At 61.3% G+C, this 23618-nt stretch carries 21 protein-coding genes and 1 pseudogene; 18 read left to right on the forward strand and 4 right to left on the reverse strand.

Features of this window, described 5'->3' with window-relative positions; genetic code table 11:
* The first annotated feature begins 7 nt into the window (after positions 1–7).
* From ACI512_RS20530 to ACI512_RS20565, 8 genes are all read left to right on the forward strand, one after another.
* Positions 8–280, forward strand: a complete 273-nt coding sequence (locus ACI512_RS20530; protein WP_236381584.1) for a DUF2934 domain-containing protein — start codon at positions 8–10, stop codon at positions 278–280.
* Positions 281–399: 119 nt separating this feature from the next.
* Positions 400–2559: a glycogen debranching protein GlgX gene (glgX, locus tag ACI512_RS20535; RefSeq protein WP_012724526.1), complete on the forward strand. Its 2160-nt coding sequence runs from the start codon at positions 400–402 to the stop codon at positions 2557–2559.
* A gap of 1 nt (position 2560) precedes the next feature.
* Positions 2561–3559, forward strand: coding sequence for an acyl-CoA dehydrogenase (locus ACI512_RS20540; protein WP_405121296.1), 999 nt, complete (start codon positions 2561–2563; stop codon positions 3557–3559).
* Entirely contained in the window at positions 3556–4314 is a 759-nt protein-coding gene (locus tag ACI512_RS20545; protein ID WP_012724528.1) for a PIG-L deacetylase family protein, read from the forward strand. The genes ACI512_RS20540 and ACI512_RS20545 overlap by 4 nt, the downstream gene beginning before the upstream one ends.
* Complete coding sequence (locus ACI512_RS20550) at positions 4311–4910, forward strand: SAM-dependent methyltransferase (RefSeq protein ID WP_012724529.1); 600 nt, start codon at positions 4311–4313, stop codon at positions 4908–4910. The genes ACI512_RS20545 and ACI512_RS20550 overlap by 4 nt, the downstream gene beginning before the upstream one ends.
* On the forward strand, positions 4907–5566 hold the full coding sequence (locus ACI512_RS20555; protein ID WP_236381574.1) for a glycosyltransferase family 2 protein: 660 nt from the start codon (positions 4907–4909) through the stop codon (positions 5564–5566). The genes ACI512_RS20550 and ACI512_RS20555 overlap by 4 nt, the downstream gene beginning before the upstream one ends.
* A gap of 177 nt (positions 5567–5743) precedes the next feature.
* Positions 5744–6505 (forward strand): PIG-L deacetylase family protein, encoded by a 762-nt coding sequence (locus ACI512_RS20560; protein ID WP_236381573.1) that lies wholly within the window; start codon positions 5744–5746, stop codon positions 6503–6505.
* A gap of 249 nt (positions 6506–6754) precedes the next feature.
* A complete protein-coding gene (locus ACI512_RS20565; protein ID WP_236381571.1) occupies positions 6755–9289 on the forward strand; it encodes an autotransporter outer membrane beta-barrel domain-containing protein in 2535 nt (844 codons plus the stop codon).
* A 47-nt stretch (positions 9290–9336) separates the two neighbouring features.
* Here the strand turns inward: ACI512_RS20565 and ACI512_RS20570 are convergent, their stop codons facing one another.
* Positions 9337–10764 (reverse strand): amino acid permease, encoded by a 1428-nt coding sequence (locus tag ACI512_RS20570; RefSeq protein WP_046036156.1) that lies wholly within the window; start codon positions 10762–10764, stop codon positions 9337–9339.
* 58 nt (positions 10765–10822) lie between these two features.
* On the reverse strand, positions 10823–11857 hold the full coding sequence (locus ACI512_RS20575) for a histone deacetylase family protein (RefSeq protein ID WP_236381563.1): 1035 nt from the start codon (positions 11855–11857) through the stop codon (positions 10823–10825).
* A gap of 121 nt (positions 11858–11978) precedes the next feature.
* On the opposite strand from ACI512_RS20575, the gene ACI512_RS20580 reads away from it, so the two are divergent.
* The 3 genes from ACI512_RS20580 to ACI512_RS20590 all read left to right on the forward strand — a co-directional run bounded on the left by ACI512_RS20580 (position 11979) and on the right by ACI512_RS20590 (position 16460).
* Entirely contained in the window at positions 11979–12470 is a 492-nt protein-coding gene (locus tag ACI512_RS20580; protein WP_064053466.1) for an Lrp/AsnC family transcriptional regulator, read from the forward strand.
* Between the two features lie 172 nt (positions 12471–12642).
* The gene (locus ACI512_RS20585; protein ID WP_236381561.1) at positions 12643–14796 is read left to right on the forward strand and encodes a TonB-dependent siderophore receptor; all 2154 of its coding nucleotides are present in this window, start codon (positions 12643–12645) and stop codon (positions 14794–14796) included.
* A 167-nt stretch (positions 14797–14963) separates the two neighbouring features.
* Positions 14964–16460, forward strand: a complete 1497-nt coding sequence (locus ACI512_RS20590; RefSeq protein WP_046036159.1) for a methyl-accepting chemotaxis protein — start codon at positions 14964–14966, stop codon at positions 16458–16460.
* A gap of 13 nt (positions 16461–16473) precedes the next feature.
* Here the strand turns inward: ACI512_RS20590 and ACI512_RS20595 are convergent, their stop codons facing one another.
* Positions 16474–17343, reverse strand: coding sequence for an SDR family oxidoreductase (locus ACI512_RS20595; protein WP_236381559.1), 870 nt, complete (start codon positions 17341–17343; stop codon positions 16474–16476).
* Positions 17344–17603: 260 nt separating this feature from the next.
* Between ACI512_RS20595 and ACI512_RS20600 the strand changes: the two genes are divergently transcribed.
* The 7 genes and pseudogenes from ACI512_RS20600 to ACI512_RS20630 all read left to right on the forward strand — a co-directional run bounded on the left by ACI512_RS20600 (position 17604) and on the right by ACI512_RS20630 (position 22803).
* Positions 17604–18479, forward strand: coding sequence for a LysR family transcriptional regulator (locus ACI512_RS20600; RefSeq protein ID WP_064053463.1), 876 nt, complete (start codon positions 17604–17606; stop codon positions 18477–18479).
* Positions 18480–18748: 269 nt separating this feature from the next.
* On the forward strand, positions 18749–19684 hold the full coding sequence (locus ACI512_RS20605) for a DMT family transporter (RefSeq protein WP_284738874.1): 936 nt from the start codon (positions 18749–18751) through the stop codon (positions 19682–19684).
* 150 nt (positions 19685–19834) lie between these two features.
* Positions 19835–21172 carry an MFS transporter gene (locus ACI512_RS20610; protein ID WP_236383340.1) on the forward strand — a complete coding sequence of 446 codons (1338 nt, stop codon included), beginning with the start codon at positions 19835–19837 and terminating at the stop codon, positions 21170–21172.
* A 26-nt stretch (positions 21173–21198) separates the two neighbouring features.
* Positions 21199–21441: pseudogene (locus ACI512_RS20615) on the forward strand (thiol-disulfide oxidoreductase DCC family protein); the annotation flags it as partial.
* Positions 21442–21609: 168 nt separating this feature from the next.
* Positions 21610–21966, forward strand: a complete 357-nt coding sequence (locus ACI512_RS20620) for a VOC family protein (RefSeq protein WP_046036163.1) — start codon at positions 21610–21612, stop codon at positions 21964–21966.
* A 47-nt stretch (positions 21967–22013) separates the two neighbouring features.
* Positions 22014–22301 carry a hypothetical protein gene (locus tag ACI512_RS20625; RefSeq protein WP_043205424.1) on the forward strand — a complete coding sequence of 96 codons (288 nt, stop codon included), beginning with the start codon at positions 22014–22016 and terminating at the stop codon, positions 22299–22301.
* Positions 22302–22377: 76 nt separating this feature from the next.
* Positions 22378–22803: a hypothetical protein gene (locus ACI512_RS20630; RefSeq protein ID WP_236383337.1), complete on the forward strand. Its 426-nt coding sequence runs from the start codon at positions 22378–22380 to the stop codon at positions 22801–22803.
* Positions 22804–22863: 60 nt separating this feature from the next.
* Here the strand turns inward: ACI512_RS20630 and ACI512_RS20635 are convergent, their stop codons facing one another.
* Complete coding sequence (locus ACI512_RS20635) at positions 22864–23508, reverse strand: hypothetical protein (RefSeq protein ID WP_236383336.1); 645 nt, start codon at positions 23506–23508, stop codon at positions 22864–22866.
* Positions 23509–23618 lie beyond the last annotated feature (110 nt).

The raw sequence follows: 23618 nt of genomic DNA on the forward strand, positions 1-23618 counted from the left end.
CATTGTGATGAGTACTGAAGACAAACGCATACGCGAACTGGCACATCAGATCTGGGAGTCTGAGGGCAAACCCCACGGCGATGACGCGCGACACTGGGAGATGGCGCGCAAGCTGGCGGAAGCCGAAGCGCTGACGCCGAGCAAGCCCAAGCCCACTGCCAAGCCCAAGGCAAGCGCACCCAAGCCCCCGCCAAAAGCCAAGCCGGCCGCACCGGCCGCCAGTAAGCCAGCACCACCGGCGGCGAAGAAACCACCTGCGCCGAAAAAGCCCAAGCCTTGAACCCGAGCCTCTTGCCGGCGCCGTCGGCAAGGGGTGATTTCATTTTCCATATTGTCAGCTGAAATTTCGTCAGCACGGCCGCACTCGGCCTGAAAAAAGACCTTTGCAGGAGCAACACAATGAGCAAACCCGACAAAACCCCACCGACGCCGGACAACGAACCGTCGCGGATCCGTGAAGGTTTGCCCTTCCCGCTTGGCGCGACCTGGGATGGCCTGGGCGTCAACTTTGCACTGTTTTCGGCCAACGCCACCAAAGTGGAGTTGTGCCTGTTCGATGATTCCGGCGAGGTCGAGCTGGAACGCATCGAACTACCGGAATACACCGACGAAACCTTCCACGGCTATCTGCCCGACGCCCACCCTGGGCTGATTTACGGCTACCGCGTGTACGGTGCGTATGACCCGGCCAACGGCCACCGTTTCAACCACAACAAATTGCTGATCGACCCCTATGCCAAACAGCTGGTGGGCGAACTCAAATGGTCCGAGGCGCTGTTCGGCTACACCATCGGCCACCCAGATGACGACCTGAGCTTCGACGAACGCGACAGCGCGCCCTTCGTGCCTAAGTGCAAGGTGATCGACCCGGCCCACACCTGGGGCAACGATCAGCCGGTAAGGGTGCCGTGGGACCGTACGATCATCTACGAAACCCACCTGCGCGGCATCAGCATGCGTCACCCTTCCGTCGGCGAGTCCGTGCGCGGCACCTGCGCCGGGCTGATGGAAGATGACGTGCTCAAGCACATCCGCCAGCTGGGTATTTCGTCGGTAGAACTGCTGCCGGTGCACGCCTTTGTCAATGACCAGCACCTGCTGGAAAAAGGCATGACCAACTACTGGGGTTACAACAGCATCGCGTTTTTTGCTCCCGACCCACGCTACCTGGCCAGCGGCAAAATTGCTGAGTTCAAGGAGATGGTCGCGCACCTGCACGAAGCCAAGCTCGAAGTGATCCTGGACGTGGTCTACAACCACACCGCCGAGGGCAACGAGCGCGGTCCGACCCTGTCGATGCGCGGTATCGACAACGCTTCGTACTACCGCCTGATGCCGGATGACAAGCGTTTCTACATCAATGATTCCGGTACCGGTAACACCCTGGACCTGAGCCACCCGTGCGTGTTGCAAATGGTCACCGACTCGCTGCGTTACTGGGCGACCGAGATGCACGTCGACGGTTTCCGCTTCGACCTGGCGACCATCCTTGGCCGCTACCGCGACGGGTTTGACGAGCGCCACAGTTTCCTCGTGGCCTGCCGCCAGGACCCGGTACTGCGTCAGTTGAAGATGATCGCCGAGCCCTGGGACTGCGGCCCCGGCGGATACCAGGTGGGCAACTTCCCACCGGGTTGGGTGGAATGGAACGACCGCTTCCGCGACACCGTGCGTGCATTCTGGAAAGGCGACGACAGCCAGTTGGCCGACTTTGCCGCCCGCATGACCGCTTCCGGCGAGATGTTCAACCACCGTGGGCGCCGCCCTTACAGCTCGGTGAACTTCATCACCGCCCATGACGGGTTCACCCTGCACGACCTGGTGTCGTACAACGACAAGCACAACGAAGCCAACGACGAGAACAACCAGGACGGCAGCAACAACAACCTGTCGTGGAACCACGGTGTCGAAGGCCCGACGGACGATCCGGAAATCAACGCGCTGCGCCTGCGGCAGATGCGTAACTTCTTCGCCACGCTGCTGCTGTCCCAAGGCACGCCGATGCTGGTGGCCGGTGACGAATTTGCGCGTACTCAGCACGGCAATAACAACGCCTACTGCCAGGACAGCGAGATCGGTTGGATCAACTGGGACCTGGACGAAGATGGCAAGGCGCTGCTCAAGTTCGTCAAGCGCCTGATCAAGCTGCGCCTGGCCTATCCGATCCTGCGTCGCGGGCGCTTCCTGGTCGGCGACTACAACGAAGACATCGGTGTGAAGGACGTCACCTGGCTGGCGCCGGATGGCAACGAGATGACCACCGAACAGTGGCAAGACAGCAACGGCCGCTGCCTGGGCATGCTGATGGATGGCCGCGCCCAAGAGACCGGGATTCGCCGCCCTGGCGCCGATGCCACCTTGTTGCTGGTGGTCAACGCGCACCACGACATGGTCAATTTCCGCCTGCCGTCGGTGCCCCAAGGTGAATTCTGGACCTGCATGCTCGACACCAACGAGCCGGCCGTGCGCGGCCAGGAACGCTTTGACTTTGATCACGAGTACGCGGTGACCGGCCGCTCGCTGCTGCTGTTCGAACTGCAGCGTGACGACGAGGTGTGAGATGGCTTTGCATGGATTCCTTCAGGGCTACCGGGGCTATGCGGACACGCAAGCCCTGGGCGCGGCCCTGAAGGCGCTTCAGGAGGAAGGCCTGGACCAACTGCCCTTGCCGGGCAGCGGCCAGACACTGGCGCGGTTCAGCCGCTTGGCGCAGGTGGCAGGCCATGACCTGCGCCTGTGCAAGCTGTTCGAAGGCCACACCGATGCCTTGGCGATTATTGCCGAGCTCAACAGCCCCTTGCCGCCCTTGGGCAGCACATGGGGCATGTGGGCGGCCGAGCCGCCAACGGCCAAGGTGCGTGTGCTGCAAGAGGGTCATCGCCTCAGGGTACAAGGGCGTAAAGCCTGGTGCTCCGGCGCGGCGGTGGTCAGCCATGGGTTGATGACCGCCTGGGATGAAGAAGATCGGCAGCAGTTGGTAGCGGTGCACATGGATCAACCCGGCATCACCGTCACTGACGAGGGCTGGAACGCGGTGGGCATGGCCGCCACCGGCAGTGTGGAGATTGTGTTTGACGGGGCGTGGGGGCTGGCCGTTGGTGGACCGGGCGACTACCTCGCCCGCCCCGGTTTCTGGCAAGGCGGCATCGGTATCGCCGCCTGTTGGTACGGCGCGGCGCAACGGCTGGCGGAAGTCTTGCGCGAACATTGCGGCAAGCGCCCCGAGCCGCACGCCCTCGCCCACCTCGGCGCCGTCGACAGCGTATTGAACAGCGCTGCCTGCGTACTGCGCGCCAGCGCCGAACAGATCGACCGCGCACCCAAGGCCGACGCCAGGGAACTGGCTCAGCAGACCCGTGCCTGCATCGAAGACGCCGTTGAGCAAGTGATGCACCACGTCGGCCGCGCGGTCGGCGCGGGGCCTTTCTGCAAGGACCCGCATTTTGCCCAATTGATGGCGGACTTGCCGGTGTATATGCGTCAGAGCCATGCCGAGCGCGACTTGGCAGGCCTCGGAGCATTGGTCGCAGACGACTCCACAGGGAGGTGGCAGTTATGAAACCCAACCCGATTGTGGGCCAGGGCACGCCGCTGCATCACTGGCAGGCCTCAGCGAAAATGGCCGAGCTGCCCCACATCAGCGTCGAACAATTGGTTCCCGAAGGGCATCGTGCCGTGATCATCGCGCCCCATCCGGATGATGAAGTGCTGGGGTGCGGCGGGTTGATGCAGGGATTGGCGGCGCTGGGCCGGCCGATCCAGCTGATTTCGGTGACCGATGGCAGCGCCAGTCACCCCGGTTCGCAGCGCTGGTCGGTGGAACGCCTGAGCGTGGTGCGCCCTCAAGAGTCCGCCCAGGCCCTGCATCGCCTCGGCTTGCCACTGCACAGCCTGAAATGGCTGCGCGCAGGGTTTGCCGACAGCCAGGTGGCCGCTCGCGAAGCGGAACTCGCCGCGTTTATCCAGCGCTACCTCAAGCCCACCGATGTGGTGTTCACCACCTGGCGCGAAGACGGCCATTGCGACCATGAGGCCGTCGGCCGTGCCAGCGCCAAGGCTGCCCAGGCGGTAGGCGCCACCCTGTATGAGTTGCCGGTGTGGACCTGGCACTGGGCAACCCCGGAAAACAGCCTGGTGCCCTGGCACCGCGCGCGCAAGATCCCGCTGACCTGCGAAGCCGTGGCCCGTAAGCGCCACGCCATCCATGCGTTCGCCAGCCAACTGGAAGGCGACCCGCAGATCGGCCTGGCGCCCGTGCTCGCGCCCTATGTGGTGGAGCGCCTGTTGCAACCCTTTGAAGTGGTATTCGTATGAGTGTGGCTACGCCTTACTTCGACCAACTGTTCGCCGAAAACGACGACCCCTGGGCCTTTCGCCAACGCTGGTACGAACGACGCAAACGCGCGATGACCTTGGCTATGCTCACGCGGCCTCGCTATGCCTCGGTGTTTGAACCGGGTTGCGCCAATGGCGAACTGAGTTTCGAGCTGGCCGCCCGCTGTGATCGCCTGTTGTGTTGCGACACTGCCTCGGCGGCCGTGGCCCTTGCGCGCAGTCGCTTGCTCGGCTTCCCCCATGCCGAGGTGCAGCAGAGCCGTTTGCCCGAGCAGTGGCCCACCGGCCGGTTCGAGCTGATCGTGCTGAGCGAGTTGTGCTACTACCTGGATGCCGAAGACCTCTGCCGGTTGATCGATCGCGCCCGCGCGTCGTTGACCGCCGACGGCCAGTTACTGGCCTGCCATTGGCGTCCACCTATCGCAGGCTGCCCGCAAACCGCCGAAGAGGTGCATGCCTTGCTGCAGCAACGATTGGCGATGCCGCAGGTGGCCAGCTATCACGAACATGACTTTCTGCTCGACCTGTGGAGCTGCGATGGCACCTCGGTCGCTACCCTTGAGGGCCTGCGATGATCGGCATTCTGATCCCGGTACATAACGAAGAGGCGTTGCTGGGCGACTGCCTGAAAGCGGCACTGATCGCCGCGGCCCACCCTGGCCTGTTGAGCGAAGCGGTGACTATCCTGGTCGTGCTCGACAGTTGCAGCGATGGCAGTGCCGCGATTGCACAGGCCTACCCGGTGCAGTGCCTGGAAGCCCAGGCGCGCAATGTGGGCCATGTGCGGGGTGTGGGCGCACGTCACCTGCTCAATCAAGGTGCGCGCTGGATCTCCTGCACCGACGCCGACAGCCGGGTGGCGCCCGATTGGCTGGTGGCCCAATTGGCACTGGGAGTGGACGCGGTATGCGGCACCGTGACCGTGGATGCCTGGAGTGAAGATTTCGACCCTGCGGCGCAGATTCGCTATCACCAAGGCTATGAGGCCCGGGACGGTCATCGGCACATCCACGGTGCCAACCTGGGGGTAAGCGCCGGCGCTTATATTCGCGCCGGGGGTTTCGACCCCCTGCCGTGCCATGAGGATGTCCAATTGGTGCGCAACCTTGAGTTGTGCGGCGCCTCTATCGCGTGGAGCCACACCCCGCAAGTGATCACCAGTGCGCGCCTGGACGCTCGTGCACAAGGCGGTTTCGGCGACTATTTGAAGACCCTGATGCACGCCACTTAAAAAAACGACGTTACAAAATGTGAAACCCGGCAATCCTTGTCTATGCTGAGGACGCCTTGCTGGCATTCCTGGAGTGGAATGCCATGCCATCACCGCGGCGGAGCCTGCGGTGAATAAAAGAGCGTCGTCCCGTCAACGGGGCACGACCCAGCATCAACCGACAAGGATGTGACACCCATGAAGCTTGCTTCCTTAAGCGACGGCCGTAGCGGCCCTGCTCAAATCTGGAACAGCGCCCCACAGCTGGCGCAAATCCCGCCCATTACCCCTTCCGCTTTAGTGCCGCGCGGCGCACGCGTGGTGATTGTCGCCCCTCACCCCGGCGACGAAGTATTGGCCTGCGGCGGCTTGCTGCAGTTACTCAGCACGCGGGAACATCCGCTGCAACTGATCTCCATCACCGACGGCAGCGCCAGTCATCCAGGTTCCAACGTGTGGCCAGCCAGCCGCCTCAGCGTGATCCGCCCCCAGGAAAGTGCCGAGGCCCTGCGCCGCCTGGGCATGCCGCTGCACAGCCTGAAGTGGATCCGCGGCGGCTTTTGCGATAACGCCCTCGCCGCCCGCGAACCGCAGCTGAGCCCTTTCATTGCGCGCTACCTGCAACCGGGTGATGTGGTGTTCAGCACCTGGCGCAATGACGGCAATGAGGACCACGACGCCGTCGGCCGTGCCAGCGCCAAGGCCTGCAGCCTGGTCGGCGCGCAGGTGTACGAACTGCCGATCTGGGCCTGGCACTGGCCTGCCCGCGAAGGGGCGATCATCCCCTGGCAACGCGCGCGCAAGGTGCGCCTGGACACCTGGAGCGTGGCGCGCAAACTCCATGCCGCCCATGCCTACGCCAGCCAACTGGCCGGTGACCCGGAGATCGGCCTGCCACCGATGCTGGCCCAGGTGTTGCTGGAAAGAATGCGCGAGCCGTATGAGATCGTGCTTACGTAGGCTCCCCACTCGTCTACACCTGTCAGTTCTGACAGTAGCGCCCTGCGCGATGTGTGGCTAGGGTGCAAAACAGGCTGCACAGGTTGAGGTGCAGTCGAGAAAGCCATGCCAACCCTTTGCACTGGCCGGTGTTTTCAGAACTGGGTAATCCGCTGTCCCTGCTCCGTATCGCGCATCACGTTGTCATGGTCTGGCCCGTACCTGCCTTTGCAGGTGCCGGGGCACCTTCCCCTCAAGTGAGGACGGATCATGCGCATGCGGACACTCTCGTGGTTGTACCTGATCGTCATGGCGGCGGTGCCTGGCGCCTCTAATGCGGCGTGCACCCTCAACACCACGGCCGGCGATGACACCTCTACCTGTGATAGCGCCACGGCTCCTGGGTTTGCCGACACGGGAGGCAACAACACCCTCACTGTCACGCAGACGGGCCGGATTACCGGCAATGTCACCTTTGGCGCCGGCAATGATCTGGTGGATGTGAACGGACCCAGTGCCGGGATTGATGGGAACCTCGACCAGGGCGACGGCGCCAATATCTTCAGGCTCAACCTGGGGAACATAACGGGGTCCGTGACCCAGGGCGCGGGCACGGACGTGGCACAGATTTCGGGTGGCCAAGCCGGTGCGGTGCGCCAGGGAACGGGTATCGATAATTTTTCCATGAGCGGCGGCACCGTTGCCCTGCTGGAGCAGGGCGACGGCCTGGACGACTTCTTCATGAGTGGCGGAACGATCACCGGGGCGTTCGAGGACGGTGACCGTGCCAGGATGACCGGCGGCAGCATCGGGCGCGTCGATATGAAACTCGACGACAATATTTTTGATATGTCGGGAGGCCGCATCATTGGCAACCTGGTGACCGGCTTCGGCAACGACACCGTGCTGATTTCAGGCACGGCGTTCGTGGGCGGCAATATCAGTGTCAGCGGCGGTAACGATCAAGTGACCGTTTCGGGTGGCGAGGTCAATGGCCAGATACTGCTCAGTTTCGGCAACGACGCCTTCATCTGGACGGGCGGCAATCTGCATTCATCCGTGCTGATGGGCGCCGGGGACGACAGCGCACGCCTCCAGAACCTGACGGGTTCTCAAGTGGCCGCCGCGCAACTGCTGGAGGGTGGCCTGGGCAACGACACGCTGACCCTGGACACCACCACCGTCGGGAATCCGCAACTGTTGACGCAATGGGAAACCATTCAGCTGGACAACGCTTCAACGCTGACGTTGGGAGGCACGCTCAAGCTGGGTGACAGTGGGACAGGCACCGGCACCCTGGGGCTGGATGGCACAAGTCGGCTGCTGGTCAACACGGGCGTGATCGAAGCTTTTACCGCCGGCCAGTGGGTTGCCGTCAACAACAGCGGCCTGATCGATATGACCACCGGCAGCGCCAGCGCCCGCGATACCTTGACCATCAACGGCAACTACACCGGCAACAGCGGGCGACTGGCCCTGCAAAGCGTTTTGGCCGGCGACGGTTCACCCAGCGACAAACTGGTGATCAACCAGGGCACGCTAGGGGGCACCACGGCAATCAGCGTGACCAACCTGGGCGGCGCAGGCGCAGCGACGTTGCAGGATGGTATCCAAGTGGTGCAGGTACTCAACGGCGCCACTGGCAGTGCCGCTGCCTTTCGCCTGGCAGGCCCGGTGTCCGCAGGGGCGTTCGACTATCGCCTGTTCAAGGGCGGTGTCACGGCGGGCACGGCCGATAACTATTACCTGCGCTCCAGCGTCCCGGTACAGCCCACCGACCCCATCATTATCGTGCCCTTGCCGGGCCCCGGTGAGGAGCCCCTGCCCCCCAACCCAGGCGTTGAACCGATCCCCCTCTACCGCAAAGAAGTGCCGATCTACGCGGTGCTGTTTCCGGCTGCGGACCAGATCGTGCGCGCCATGCTGGGGACCTATCACGAACGCCTGGGCGACCAGGGCCAGCAACTGGCCGGCAACAGCCCAGTGGGCTGGGGTCGATTCTATGGCAGCAGCAGTCGCCAAGGCTTCGCCGGGACTGTCAGGCCAACGCTGGACAGCAGCGTCCAGGGTTTTCAAGTGGGACGTGATGTCTACGCCGACACCGACGACGGTGGCCGCACCCAGCGCGCCGGGGTGTTTGTGGGCCATAGCACGCTCAAAGGCAACGTCAAAGGCTTCAGCGGCGGCTGGCAAGGCAGGGACGCCGGCAAAACTACCTTGCGCGGCGACAGCCTGGGGGTTTACTGGACGCTGATCGGTGCCCATCAGGCCTATGCGGACCTGGTGCTGATGGGCACCCGCTTTAATGGCAACAACGAGTCGGATCGCGGCGTGAAGATGAAGACCCGTGGACATAACGTGACGGCATCCGTGGAAGTCGGCTGGCCACTCCAGGTCACCCGGACCTGGACCGTCGAACCCCAGGCTCAGTTGATCGTTGGCAAGACCCGGCTCGACAGCCAGAACGACGGTATTTCCGACGTTAAGTATGACGCCGATACCGGCGTCACCACGCGCCTGGGTGTACGTCTGCGCGGCGACTACAAGGTCGGTGGCCTGCCCTTGCAACCCTATGTGCGCGCAAACGTATGGCACGCCCGTGCCGGGGACAATAGCGTGATTTACAACCAGGCCACCCGTATCGACACCGAACAAAAAGCCGCGACGATGGAGGTCAGCCTGGGGGCCACGCTACAGGTCGCTCAAGGTGTGAGCCTGTACGGCGAAGTCGGTTACAACCGCAATCTGGATAGCAACACCTATAACGGCCGCGAAGGCACAGTGGGTGTAAGGGTGGCGTTCTAGGTGTGTATCGACCCACGCGCAAAGGCCCGAGGCGTTTGCCAAGGCGATCATTGGCGCGGGTCACCTGTGACCGAATCGGCAGCCTTCATCCAATGGGCACCCCGATAGCGCGAGAGCTGGTAGGCAATTCCCAGCCAGATGAACCAAGCTGGCATCACATACAGCGCCAGGCGTGTGTCCGGCCGCAACGCCAACAGGCCGAGTACAAACAGCAGAAACGCCAGGGAAAACCAGGCCATCGGTACACCGCCGGGCATCTTGTAGAGGGATTTGGCGTGCAGGTCCGGGCGTTTTTTGCGGTAGGCGATGTAGGACGCGAGGATGGTCGACCAGGTAAAGATCACCAGGATCGCCGACACCGTCGACACGATGGTGAAGGCGGTCATCACCTCCGGCACCACAAACAGCAACACCAGCCCCAAGAGCATCAGCAAGGTGGTGAATGCCAGGCTGATAAACGGCACGCTGCTGCTCGACAGGCGCCGGAAGATCCCCGGTGCGTCGCCCAGGTCGGCCAACCCGAACAACATGCGGCTGGCGGAAAACACCCCGCTGTTGGCCGAGGATGCCGCCGAGGTGAGTACCACGAAATTGACGATGCCCGCGGCGGCGGGGAAGCCTGCCACCAGGAACAACTCCACAAACGGACTCTTGCTTGGCGAGACCTGCTGCCATGAAGTCACCGCGATGATGCACGCCAGGGCCAGCACGTAGAACAGGATGATACGCAACGGGATCGAGTTGATCGCCTTCGGTAAGGTGCGCTCCGGTGCACGGGTTTCGGCGGCGGCGGTGCCGATCAGCTCGGTGCCGGCGAAGGAAAAGATCGCCATCTGGAACCCGGCAAAAAAGCCGAACAGGCCATTGGGAAACGCCGCCTGTTTATCCAGCAAATGGGTCAACGAAGCGGTAACGCCGGTGGGCGAGACAAACGAGCTGGCGATCAGCACCACACTGACGCCGATCAAGGTCACCACGGCGATGATCTTGATGATGGCAAACCAGAACTCCACTTCGCCAAACAGCTTGACCGTCAATACGTTCAACGCGAACAGCGTGAGCAGCATGCCCACGGCGGGCATCCACGCCGGCACATGGGGAAACCAGTACTGGAAGAACCCGCCCACGACCACCGCATCCCCCACCACGGCCACGCTCCAGCTCAGCCAGTACGACCAGCCCAGGAAGAACGCCGCACGCGGCCCCAGGTACGCGCCGGCAAAGTCGGCGAAGCTCTTGAAGTTGAGGTTGGAGAGCAGCAGCTCGCCCATGGCGCGCATCACGAAATACACGAAGAGCCCGATGATCATGTAGATCAGGATGATCGAGGTGCCGGACAGCGCGATGATCTTGCCGGAGCCCATGAACAGGCCGGTGCCGATCGCACCGCCCATGGCCATCAACTGGATATGGCGGTTGTTCAGGGTGCGTTGCAACGCAGGCTTTTCATAAAGCCCAGACGTGGATGTTTTCATCACAAAACCTCTTGTTATGTTTTTGAGTTTTGGCAGAAGAAAAGACGACAGGGTGTTGTTATTGGGATTTGCTTTCGAAACCGTGCAGCACGTTGACGGCATTGATGCCGATCTCATCGACCATGTAGCCGCCTTCCATCACGAACAGCGTGGGCACGCCGACGCTGGCGATGATTTCGCCCATGCCGAGGAAGTCCTGGCTGTCGAGAAGGAAATGGCTGATGGGGTCGTCCTTGAAGGTGTCGACGCCAAGGGAGATCACCAGCACTTCGGGCGCAAAACGGCGCAGTTGCTCGCAAGCGTCGATCAGGGCGGTTTGGTAGTGGGCCCAGGTGGTGTTTTTCGGCAACGGGTAATTCAGGTTGAAGCCCTCCCCCACACCTACGCCGCGCTCATCACGGGCACCGGAAAAATACGGGTAGGACACTGCCGGTTCGCCGTGCAGGGAGATGAACATTACGTCCGAGCGGTCGTAGAAAATATTCTGCGTGCCGTTGCCATGGTGAAAATCCACATCCAGCACGGCCATGCGCTTCGCGCCTTGGGTGATGGCGTGCTGCGCGGCAATGGCGGCGTTGTTGAGGTAGCAGTAACCGCCCATGTATTCGCGGGCCGCGTGATGGCCCGGTGGGCGACACAGGGCGAAGGCGCTGTAGTGGCCCTCATCGAGCAGCGCCAGTCCGGTCAGGGCGATGTCCGCGCTGGTCTTTACCGCCTCCCAGGTGGTGCTGGTGATCGGTGAACCGGCGTCCATGGCGAAGAACCCCAGCTTGCCGTCAATGAAGTCCGGCACCCGTTGATTGGCCAGGTCGCGTACTGGCCACACCAGGGGCAATGCGTCATGACTACGGCCGATGGCGGTCCATTCATCCCAGGCGGTTTCAAGGAACGTGACGTAGCGTTCGCTGTGGGCGGCGACGTAACAGGCCCGGTCAAAGCGGCGTGGCGTGATGATATCGCCCAGGCCAACCTGCCTGACGCGGTCACGCACGGTATCGGCACGGCTTGGTTGCTCGAACGAGGGCTTGAGCACGCCGTCCTTCAGTTCGGTGCCATGGTGCAAACGGTGGTCTTCACTAAATACAGTCAACATGTGGGGGCATCCGCCAGTAAAAGACAGGGTCTATTTTGTTCTGGCGACGCCGGGCATTCTTTGCTTTTACTTCTGCCACTGGTAGTTTTATCGGGTGTTTTTACCCTTGCGATTGCCCTATATGAAAAATAAAACCAAACAGGTCGTTCTTGATGACACCGATCTCGCCATCCTCGCCCTGCTGCAAGCAGACGCCAGTATTTCCAACGCGCAATTGAGTGAGCGGCTATCCCTGAGCCTCACACCCTGCTGGCGCCGCCGCAAACGCCTGGAAGAAGAAGGCGTGATCAAGGACTACCAGGCCAACCTGGATCGCAAGATGCTCGGGCTGGATATCCTGGCATTCGTGCATGTGCGTTTCGCGATCCATACCGACCATGCGCCCGACGCCTTCGAGGCAGTGGTGAGGGAGCTGCCACAGGTGTTGTCGTGCCATAAGATCACCGGCGATGCCGATTACCTGTTGCAGGTGCTGGCGGAGGATCTGGACAGCTACAGCGAGTTTGTCGAGAGCGTGTTGCGGCGCCAGTTAGGGATTGCGTCGATTCAGTCGAGCCTGGCGTTGAGGGAGGTAAAGGCGACGAGTCGCGTGGCCATTTCAAAGCGTGAATGAGGGGCATACAGGGGGTGCGGTGTGGCTAAATGCCGCCACCCAGATGTGAAAAATTCGTTAACTAATTCTCCCCTAAGGCTTTTTCCTACAGACTCAATCTGCCAGACTGATGCGAATAATTATCAACATCTTTATTATTCGCCACGGACGGCATTCGGGGAGAGTCAGTTTCATGTCTGTGCAACATCACGGCGGCAAAGGTTTTTCACCCAGTTTGATGGCGTTGGCGGTCTGTCTTGCTGCTTCACACGCGGCCTTCGCCGCTGAGGCTGAAAAAGCCGCAACACTGGAGCTGGGTGCCACCCAGATCAGCAGTGAACAGTTGGGCCAGACCACCGAAGGCACACAGTCTTACACCACCGGCGAGATGGCCACTGCGACCAAGCTCCCCTTGACCATGCGCGAGACGCCCCAGGCGGTCACGGTGATCACCCGTCAGCGCATGGATGACCAGGCCATGACCAGCGTCAACGACGTGGTCAAGAACACCCCCGGCCTGTTCCTCAGCCAATCCAGCGGCCCCGGTCGGCAGACGTACAGTTCGCGCGGCTTCGACATCGACAACATGATGTTTGATGGCATTCCCAGCGCCTATTCTGGCTACGCCAACAGTGTGCAACCCAACCTGGCGATGTTTGACCGCGTGGAAGTGATTCGCGGCGCCACAGGCCTGGTCACCGGCGCCGGCAACCCTTCGGCGGCAATCAATTTTGTGCGCAAGCGCCCCACTGCTACGCCCCAGGTGTCGATCACCGGTGCCGCCGGCAGCTGGGACGATTATCGAGGTGAATTCGACGCCTCAAGCGCCTTGAATGACAGCGGCACCTTGCGCGGCCGCGTGGTGGGTTCCTACCGCGACGCCAATAGTTTCCGCAAAGGGGAAGAAAGCGACCACGGCCTGTTCTACGCCATTGGTGAGGCCGACCTCAGCGAAAACACCACCGCCACCCTGGGCTTCTCGCGCCAGGAAGACCAGACCAACTTCTTCTGGGGTGGCTTGCCCATCGGCACCGACGGCCGCCACCTGAACCTGCCCCGCTCCACCAACCCAGGCTCTGACTGGGAAAACAAAAAACTGACCATCGACACGGTATTTGGTGACATCGAGCATCGCTTCGACAATGGCTGGAAACTCCACGTCGCGGGTTCGTCGTCACAGTTGGACGGGGTATTCACCGGTACCTACCAATCCCGCTACCAGACCACGCTCGCGCGCACTGCCTACCAATCGCACCAGGACGACAAGCAATACGGTCTGGACACCTTCTTCAGCGGCCCGGTCGACGCCTTCGGCCGCACCCATGAAGTGGTCGTCGGCACCAGCAAACGCATCTACGACGCGACGTCCAAGGAATACAGCCCTTACGACACCAACTATCCGCTCAACGGGGCAAAGCCGGACTTCGTGCGCGACGGCAAAGGCCACAGCATCACCACTCAGGATGGCGTGTACCTGACCACACGGCTGAACCTGGCGGACCCGCTCAAGGTAATCCTCGGGGCACGCGTGGATTGGTACGACTACGACGATCGTCAGGGCGACGGCGACTACAAAGTCACCCGTAACCTCACGCGCTACGCGGGCGTTATCTATGACCTGAATGATCAATACTCGGTCTATGCCAGCTACACCGACATCTTCACACCGCAGACAAATCGAGACTTTTCGGACAAACCGTTGGAGCCCATCGTCGGCGAAAACTACGAAGTCGGTATCAAGGGCGAATACTTCAACGGAGCACTCAACGCCAGCCTGGCCGTGTTCCAGATCGACCAGAAAAACCGCGCAACGCTGCCGGACAGCCAAGTCGGATGCCCGATCACGGCCTGTTATGAAGCCTCGGGCCTGGTACGCAGCCAAGGGATCGACCTTGAACTGCAAGGCGCGCTCACTGAGAACTGGCAAGTTGGCGGCGGCTTCACCTACACCCGTGCGCATTACATCAAAGACACCAAGCCGGCCAATGACAACCAGCGCTTCGACACCGACACTCCGGAGCGTCTGTTCAAGCTCACCACGTCCTACCGCTTCCAGGGCCCGCTGGAAAAACTGCGTATCGGTGGCAACATCTACTGGCAGAGCCGCATGTACAACGACGTGGTCCTTGCCAACAGCACGACCTATCGCCTGGAACAAGGCAGCTACGCGGTTGCGGACGTCATGGCCGGTTACCAGGTGAACAAGCACCTGGACCTGCAACTTAACGTGAACAACATTTTCGACCGCACCTACTACTCGGCAATCGCCACCAGCCCGATCTGGGGATCCACCGACACCTACGGCAACCCGCGCAGCTTTGGCGTCACGGCCAAATACAGCTTCTGATCACAGCCCGATAAACGGCTACCCACCCGGGTAGCCGCTCCTCAAGTCCCTCCTCCTGTTGCCGATAACCGTTTTGCATCGTTCAATCCAATAAAAACCAAGCACACCCAATTCGCGCCACCCTGCCCCTCGTTTTGTTTCGGCCGGACCACATGGAGTAAGTGTGAATGCCCATCCGCACGCGTTTTTTCGAGCACTACCGCAAGGCCGACCGCATCATGCTGGCGCTGATCTGGCTGATGTTCCTGTTCTCACTGGGCCTGGCGTTCTGGCATGACACGTTGATTCAAGCGGCCATCGTCGGCGGCGGCACCAGCGTGGTGCTGACCGCGCTCTACCGCGCCATCGGTGGCACCCGTGTGATGCGTTGCGCCCTCGGCGCGGGCTTGATGGTCATGGCGGCGCTGCACATCAACCAGGCGCAGGGCGTGATCGAAGCGCACTTCGGGATCTTCGCACTGTTGGCAGTGCTGACGTTTTATCGCGATTGGCTGCCGATCCTGGTCGCAGCAGCCACTATCGCCGTGCACCACGTGGTGTTCCATGCGCTGCAACATCAAGGCTTCCCGGTATTCGTGATGGATCATCACGGCGGTTGGGCCATGGTGTTTGTCCATGCGTTCTATGTCGTGATGGAAACCGTCGCCCTCCTCTACCTGGCCGTGCACAGCCAGGCTGAAGCGGTCGAGAGCCAGGAGATGCTGGAAAAAATGCTGGCGGTTACTTCCCAGCTGACGGTCGAAACCGCCGAAGGTGACGCGGGCAAGGTGCACGTCTCCCTCGCCAAGCGTTTCGACCACTTCCTGCAGCAGCTTACCGGCCTGATCGACGGCGTCGCCCGTGACTCCCATGGCCTCGGCCAACTCGGCCAGGAACTGGCCAGCGCCAGCGGCACACTGGAAAAAGGCGCACGGCACCAACTGGCGGAAATCACCCAGATGACCGGCTCGATGCAGCGCATGGAAGACGCCATGGGCCACATCGCCGTGCACGTGGAGCAAGCGGTGGATCACGCCGGCAAGGCCAGCCAACAGATCCTGCGCGGCCAGGAAAGCGTCGGCCGCGCCCAACAGGAAATCACCCAGTTGGCCTCACGCCTCAACGGCACCCATGAGACGGTACAAGGCCTGGCCGTGCAGGCCGAACAGATCGGCACTGTGCTAGAAGTCATCAGCAGCATCGCCAACCAAACCAACCTGCTCGCCCTCAACGCTGCCATCGAGGCCGCCCGCGCCGGCGAGCAAGGCCGTGGTTTTGCCGTGGTCGCCGACGAAGTCCGCAGCCTGGCGCAACGCACTGCGGTGTCCACCCAGGAAATCAAAACCATCATCGAGGGTTTGCAGCACGGGAGCCGCCAAGCCGTCGAAGCCATGCACGACAGCCGCCAAGGCGTGGAGCGGTGCGTGGAAGACAGCCAGGTAGCGGTCGAAATGTTGCGCGCGGTGGGCAATGACATCGCGCACATCGACGACCTGAATGGCCGGATCGTGACCACCACACGCGAGCAGACCTCGGCAAACCTGGAGATTGTCGGCCGACTGCAGTCGGTGCAAAGCATTGCGCAAAACACCGCCGACGATGTTGAAACCCTGGCCAGAAGCAGTGAGCGGTTACCGCCGATTGCGGTGCGGTTGGATGCGCTGGGGCGACGGTTTCATCCATGATTTTTAGCGCGGTTCAACCCTCGGCAACGACCTCGCGCACGAAGTCTTCGTAGGTGCGCAACGGGTGCCCAATGAGGGCCTCAAGCATTTCGACCGTGCCTTCAACGGCGTGCATGCCAAAGGTCTGGATACCCGCCATCATCAGGCGCATGTCATACGCCAGCCAGCTGGGGCCGTAAGAAGCCAGCTGTGCTTCGAACGCGGCCAAGTCATCCCCGCCGTAGGCGATCTCGCGGCCTAGCGCCGCACCCCAGGTCTTCGCCACGGAGGCACCGGTGAGCGCTTGCGGCCCAACCAATTCCAGCGTTACACGACCCAGCGCCGAGGGCGCTGTGTCGCGTCGCAGCAGTTCTGCGACCGCGACATCAGCGATATCGCGCGCGTCAATCATCGACACGCCCGCCGCGCCGATCGGCATCGGGTATACCGAGTAGGCCTGAATAGCCTGTTGCACCAGGCGGTCGTTTTGCATGAAGTAAGCCGGACGCAAGACCGTTACAGGCATGTCGAGGCGCTCGATCATGCGCTCAACCGTCTGCTTGCCGGTGAAGTGCGGGACGTTGGTGAATGTGTCGGCATGAATCACCGACAAATAAACGATGCGTTCGATACCCGCCTCACGCGCCAGGTTCAACGTGATCAGGGCTTGAGTGACCTCGTCGGGCGTCACGGCATTGAGCAGGAACAGGGTACGCACCGACGCGAGTGCAACGCGCATCGACGCGACGTCGGTGAGGTCTGCGACAACTTCAGTGACGCCGGCGGGAAATTCACGCTTGCCCGCTTGGCGCACAAGGGCTTTGACCTCGGCGCCCGCGTCAGCCAGGCCTTGAGTGATCAGTGAACCAAGGGTGCCCGTGGCGCCAATAACCAGAATGCTCATGTTTGAAACTCCTGCAGTGGGTTTAGAGTGGATCAGCGAGTGAAATCCGCAACAACCTTGCCCGTCCGTGAAACGGTGCGATTGCGTGCGAGTGCATCGGGATATCGGAGAAGCCGACGACGTCGTCCTGCGGCAACACCGTTGGAGACTGCTCATTGGAAATGCCTCATGGCGTGTCCCGATGACGAGACAGTAATTCGTTGCACTTCCAAAACGAAGACCACAAAATCCAGACACCTCGTTTCACATATGGAACACCCATGAACCTGAACGCGCTGATTGATTTCACCCTCGTCGCCACGCATTCGGGGCTGGGCAAGGCCAGCCGCGCGAGCGGTATTTCCAAAGCCACCTTGTCGCGCCGAATCAGCGACCTTGAAGAACAACTGGGCGTGAGGCTGATCGAGCGCAGCGCACGTGGCCTGAAACTCACCGAAGCCGGTGAGGCGCTGATGTCTCGAACTGAAGGCCCGCTGAGTGAAGTGACCGACGCCATGACCGCCGCGCGCGAAGGCGTTTCAACACCGCGCGGACGTCTACGGGTCGCGGCCCCGATTCTTTTCTCGCAGCTGGCGATGGGGCGTATCGGCGCCGAGTTCTGTGCGGCCTATCCGGAGGTGTTTATCGAGGTGGTGTCGGAAGATCGACGGGTGGATCTGGTGGAGGAACAATTTGATGTCGCCATTCGAATCAACCCAAGCCCGGACAGCAGCCTGGTCGGACGGTGCTTCGCCAAGGACCGGCTGATCGTGGTGGCGGCGCCTGAACTGCTCAGGCCGATGCCCGGCGCGATCCGATCCGTGCCCGCGATTGTGACGTCGACTTTCCAGCCCACACACTGGCGTCTTGACGGCGGGCAGTTGGTCTTGGAGCCGGTCCCGACCATGCAGTTCTCTTCGCTGTTGATGGTCCGCGATGCCGCTGTCGCCGGTGGCGGTGCGGCGCTCATCCCACAGTCCATCGCCTGGAATCAGCTTGCCCGCGGTGAGTTGGTTCAGTGGGGAACGGTGTCGGGTGTAGAGCCGGCGCTTTGGGTCTTACACACCTCCAGGCGGCTTGCGGCGCCGAAGGTTCGCGCATTCGTCGACTTCATGTGTGATCACTATTCAGACATGTCGCTTGTTCTGAGGGGATAGGACTGATTAAACGCCGAGGGCGGGTGGTCTGGCCCGTAGACATACGATAACCACCGACGAAAGCAGGGTAAATGCTCGCCATGGGCCGAAAATCATCCTTCAATGAAAACGCTCGGCGAACCGCAAAAACTCAGAGTGGTAGCCGTTATATAAACGCATGCCCTTGCTCCTTCGCCTCAAACGCGCTACAAATCCCACCCTCAAGTTGTACGACAACCTAAAAATAAATCGCCATCCTCGACGATGGTGCCCAATGCTCGAGCCTCATCATGACTGCCGCTGCCACCACGCAAACCACACCCGCCCCCTTCTCCCGCCCCATCGCCGTGTTGATTCTGCTGTGCATGGGCTGTGCCTTTGCCGGCAACCACATTGCGGCGCGCGTAGCCTTCGATGATGGCGCGGGTGTGTTGCTGGCTATTCTGATGCGTTCGGGCGGCACCTTGCTGGTACTGGCCGTGCTGGTGCTGTGGCAACGCCAAAACCTGCGCCTGCCGGCCGGGGCATGGCGCTGGCAAGTGCTGCTGGGACTGCTTATCGCCACCCAAAGCCTGTGCCTCTACTCCGCCGTCGCCCGCGTGCCGGTGGCGCTGGCGTTGCTGGTGGGCAACGTGTTCCCGATCTTGCTCGCCCTGCTCACCTGGGCATTCGGCGGCCCACGCCCGACGGCGCGCACCGCCTTGCTGATGGGCTTGATTCTGGTCGGCCTGGTGTTTGTCCTGGACGTACCCGGCCGCCTTTCAAGCAGTGCCGAGATCGGCCCGCAATGGCTGCTCGGCGTCAGCCTGGCATTCTGCGCCGCCTTCGTGTTCGCCTGCGCGCTGTGGATCACCGATCACAAGTTGTCCCAGGTTCGCGGTTCAGTGCGCAGCCTGCTGACGATCTTCATCGTGTTCAGCAGCGTCAACCTCGCGGGCCTCAGCGGTGCCCTTCCGGGCGGCCTGAACCCACCGGCAACCAGTACCGGCTGGCTGGCGCTCGCGACGTTGGTGGTGCTGTATGGCACCGGTTTTATCGTGCTGTTCATGTCGGTCCCACGCCTGGACATGCCGCGCAATGCGCCGGTCATGAACATTGAGCCGCTGGCGACGTTGTTGATGGGCTGGATCGTGCTCGATCAAATGCTCAATGCCGGGCAGATGCTCGGCGGCGTCATCGTGGTCACCGGGATTGTGCTGCTGACTTACCGCAAATCTGCCCGCTAGCGATAAATCCCCGCCTGACCTGGCCCAATTCCTGCTCCTTCACTCCCACCCAGTCGCTACTGGCTATGCGGACGACTCTTTTGAGCCCGGCCGCCCACCCGCCTTCCCCGGATAATCCAGCATCCCCGACCCCCTTCCGAGGCCTTCCCCATGACGAGCCCCTCCACCGAACAGGTAAGCCCCCAAACCCTGCGCAAGGTCATCATCGCCGCCGGCATCGGTAACTTCGTCGAGTGGTTTGACTTCGCCGTCTACGGTTTCCTCGCCACCACCATCGCCCAACAATTCTTCCCCAGCGGCGACGCCAGTGCGGCGTTGCTCAAAACCTTCGCGGTGTTCGCCGTCGCCTTCGCCTTCCGGCCCTTGGGCGGGATTTTCTTCGGCATGCTCGGCGACCGCATCGGGCGCAAACGTACCCTGGCCATGACGATCCTGCTGATGGCCGGCGCCACCACCTTGATCGGCCTGCTCCCCACCTACGCCGCCATCGGCGTCGCGGCGCCGATTCTGTTGTCGCTGATCCGTTGCGCCCAAGGATTCTCCGCCGGGGGCGAATATGCCGGGGCCTGTGCGTACCTGATGGAACACGCACCCAGTGACAAGCGCGCCTGGTACGGCAGCTTCGTGCCCGTCTCGACATTTTCCGCCTTCGCCGCCGCCGCCGTGGTGGCGTACGCCCTTGAAGCGTCGTTATCGGCCGAAGCGATGGGCAGCTGGGGCTGGCGCCTGCCGTTCCTGATCGCCGCGCCGCTCGGGCTGGTGGGGCTTTACCTACGTTGGAAGCTGGATGAGACACCGGCCTTCCAGGCAGTGAAGCAGGAGCATGCGGTCGCCCACTCGCCACTCAAGGAAACCTTGCGCAACCATGGTGCGGCGATCTGCTGCCTGGGCGCTTTTGTGTCACTGACGGCGTTGTCGTTTTATATGTTTACCACCTACTTCGCGACCTATCTGCAAGTGGCGGGCGGGCTGAGTCGGGCGATGGCGTTGCTGGTGTCGCTGATCGCGCTGATCTTCGCTGCGGCGATTTGCCCGCTGGCGGGGTTGTATTCGGACCGGGTGGGGCGTCGGGTCACGGTGATGACCGCGTGCGTGTTGCTGATCGTGGTGGTGTACCCATCGTTCCTGATGGCCAGTTCCGGCTCGTTTGCAGCGTCCATTGTCGGCGTCATGTTGCTGGCGGTGGGCGCCGTGTTGTGCGGCGTGGTCACGGCAGCGCTGCTGTCGGAGACCTTCCCGACACGCACGCGGTACACCGCCTCGGCAATCACTTACAACATGGCGTACACGATCTTCGGCGGTACCGCGCCGCTGATAGCGACGTGGTTGATCAGCACCACGGGCAGCAACCTGTCACCGGCGTTTTATCTGATAGCGGTGGCATTGCTCGCACTGGCGGGTGGTTTGGCGTTGCCGGAAACGTCGAGGATTTCCCTGCACGACGTGGGCACGGAGGAAAAAGGTGCGGCACTGTCGCTGTCGCGTTAGGTTCATACCTATAGGCGCGAGGCTGCGACACCCTGGCGGTCATTCGCGACCATCACTACTGGGTGCGTTCAGAGGCGGTGTTCGAAATCATTGCGCAACTGCCTGCCACGTGGCGTGCATTGCTGCTGTTGCGCTTTATCCCGCGCGAGCTGAGGGATTGGGCTTACGACCGCGTGGCGCGCAACCGCTATCGACTTTTTGGGAAGTCCGACAGCTGCCTGTTGCCACATCCGGATCATGATCAGCGCTTTCTGAAAGGCCGGCTATGAACCACTGCGCAGCCGGTCAAGCACCTCATCAAACGCCACTGTATTTCCTCCCTTGATTCTGTGTCCGACTGCATCATCGGCATTTTGGGCGCACCCGGACGCTCACGTTCATGACGGCGGTTGCTTACGTTACACTCGCGGTTCCGAACATCAGCCAAGGAGACAGGCATGAGCATTCGCGGCAAAGACCGACAAATCGACAACATCGAATTCAACGTGGGCGATATTGCCCGTAGCAAAGCCTTCTACGGCGGCGCATTCGGTTGGACATTCGTCGACTATGGCCCCAGTTACACCGAATTCAGCGACGGCCGCCTGAGCGGAGGCTTCACCACCGGGGAGCCCGTTAGACCGGGTGGCCCGCTGGTGATTTTGTATGCGGATGATCTTGATGATACGCAACAGAGGCTCAAAGCCCTGGGTGCCGTTATCACCCGCGAGACGTTTACGTTCCCCGGTGGAAGTCGGTTTCACTTTACGGACCTGGATGGGTATGAATTGGCGGTCTGGACGGTGCAACAGTAGGCTTGGGAACGCGTGATCAATATCGACAGCAGATTGAAGGGTCCGCCATGCACCCAGCTCTTCACACCGCAGCGAATGGTCATCTAACCCTGGGCCTCAACGAATTGCCTGACGCTTATTGGCTTTCGCTGGTCGACACCTTAGTCAAACACCATGGGTTCCGACAGGTGGGATCTCCCGTCGTCGGCCTTGACACAACAATTCACCCAAGTTTCCATTGCGCTGAGTTTAGCCTCGCCGCTGGCTGGGATATTTGGTTTGGGCACTATTTACTTTCAGAATCAGCGGCAGGTGATGTGTTTCTGCAACAGCTATTCAACCAGTTGAAAACCTGACCGGCTCACTGATGCATCACGATCTTTTTTGGATCAGTCAGCGCCAAGCTATTTCCTGCCCGCTATGGAGAGATCGATGAGAGTCATATTTGCGTTGCTATTGATGTTGAGTGGGTACGCCTACGCCGGTTGCGGCAACATCAGCGACGACAATCAACGCGCCTATTGCAATGCCAAAATCAATGGACAAAGCTGCGGCAACATCCGCGACGATAACCTGCGGGCCACCTGCAATGCTGAAATGAACGGGCAAAGTTGCGGCAACATCAGTGACGACAATCAACGCGCCTATTGCAATGCCAAAATCAACGGACAAAGCTGCGGCAACATCCGCGACGATAACCTGCGGGCCACCTGCAATGCTGAAATGAACGGGCAAAGTTGCGGCAACATCAGTGACGACAATCAACGCGCTTACTGCAATGCCACGATCAACGGTCAAAGCTGCGGGAATATTCGAGACAGCAACTTACGTAATCAGTGTGAGGCCCTGAAGCATTAATCGACGACTAGCGCGGGCCCGGTTGTTTTACATCGACACCCTCGAACCTGGCCGTGCTCATCACTGACCAGGATAACCGCCGGCCTCCACGAACAGCTTACGAAGCTTCCTCTGGGCGGCCTCTGAAAGACGCGCATGATAGCGTCGGAACTCTTCCTCAGCCGCGTCGGGCTTGCCGTTCATGGCCAATACAAAGGCATACGCAAGCGGATGCTGCGCGTAGTTGTAGAAACCCAGCCCGCCTGTCGACAGGTGCTGCCTGACCCGCTCGAAAGCGCCAGGCAGGTCGGTGATCGAACGCGCTGCGTTCCAGAACGACTCAGCCTTTGGAATGGCGGCCCTGAGGATATCGGGTGCGCACTTCGCGATAGTTTCAGGCCCGTAGTGATAGGAAATATCAAACGCGCGATCGCGTACATCGAACGTCAGATCAGGTCGCGCAGACTTCGCAGTCCTGTGCCATTTGAAGTCATTTCCGCAAAGATGCGGGACGAAATCCAATGACACCCCCCAGGACGGTGCCAGCGCGCCACCTTTCCACTGCGCCAGGCGAAAGACCTGGCGAATCGGAGCGTCAGCGCTGCGAAGCCAAGACAGCGGGCTTTGAACCTCGAAACCCAGCGGCTGTAGCAGGGACTCTACGGTGGGCGAAACGATCGCGTGGATTTGATCTATTCGCATTATTTCAAACGCTGTTCCTTGCATCGTCGACTCCATACTCAAAAGTAAACCCGCGCCAGCGATTCAGGTCGCAGGTTCGAACTCGAATCAAGGGGCGCAGTTTTCTTCATCGACACACGGGAATCAAGGCCCCG

This window comes from Pseudomonas petroselini (genome assembly GCF_045037875.1).
Classification (GTDB): Bacteria; Pseudomonadota; Gammaproteobacteria; order Pseudomonadales; family Pseudomonadaceae; genus Aquipseudomonas; species Aquipseudomonas petroselini.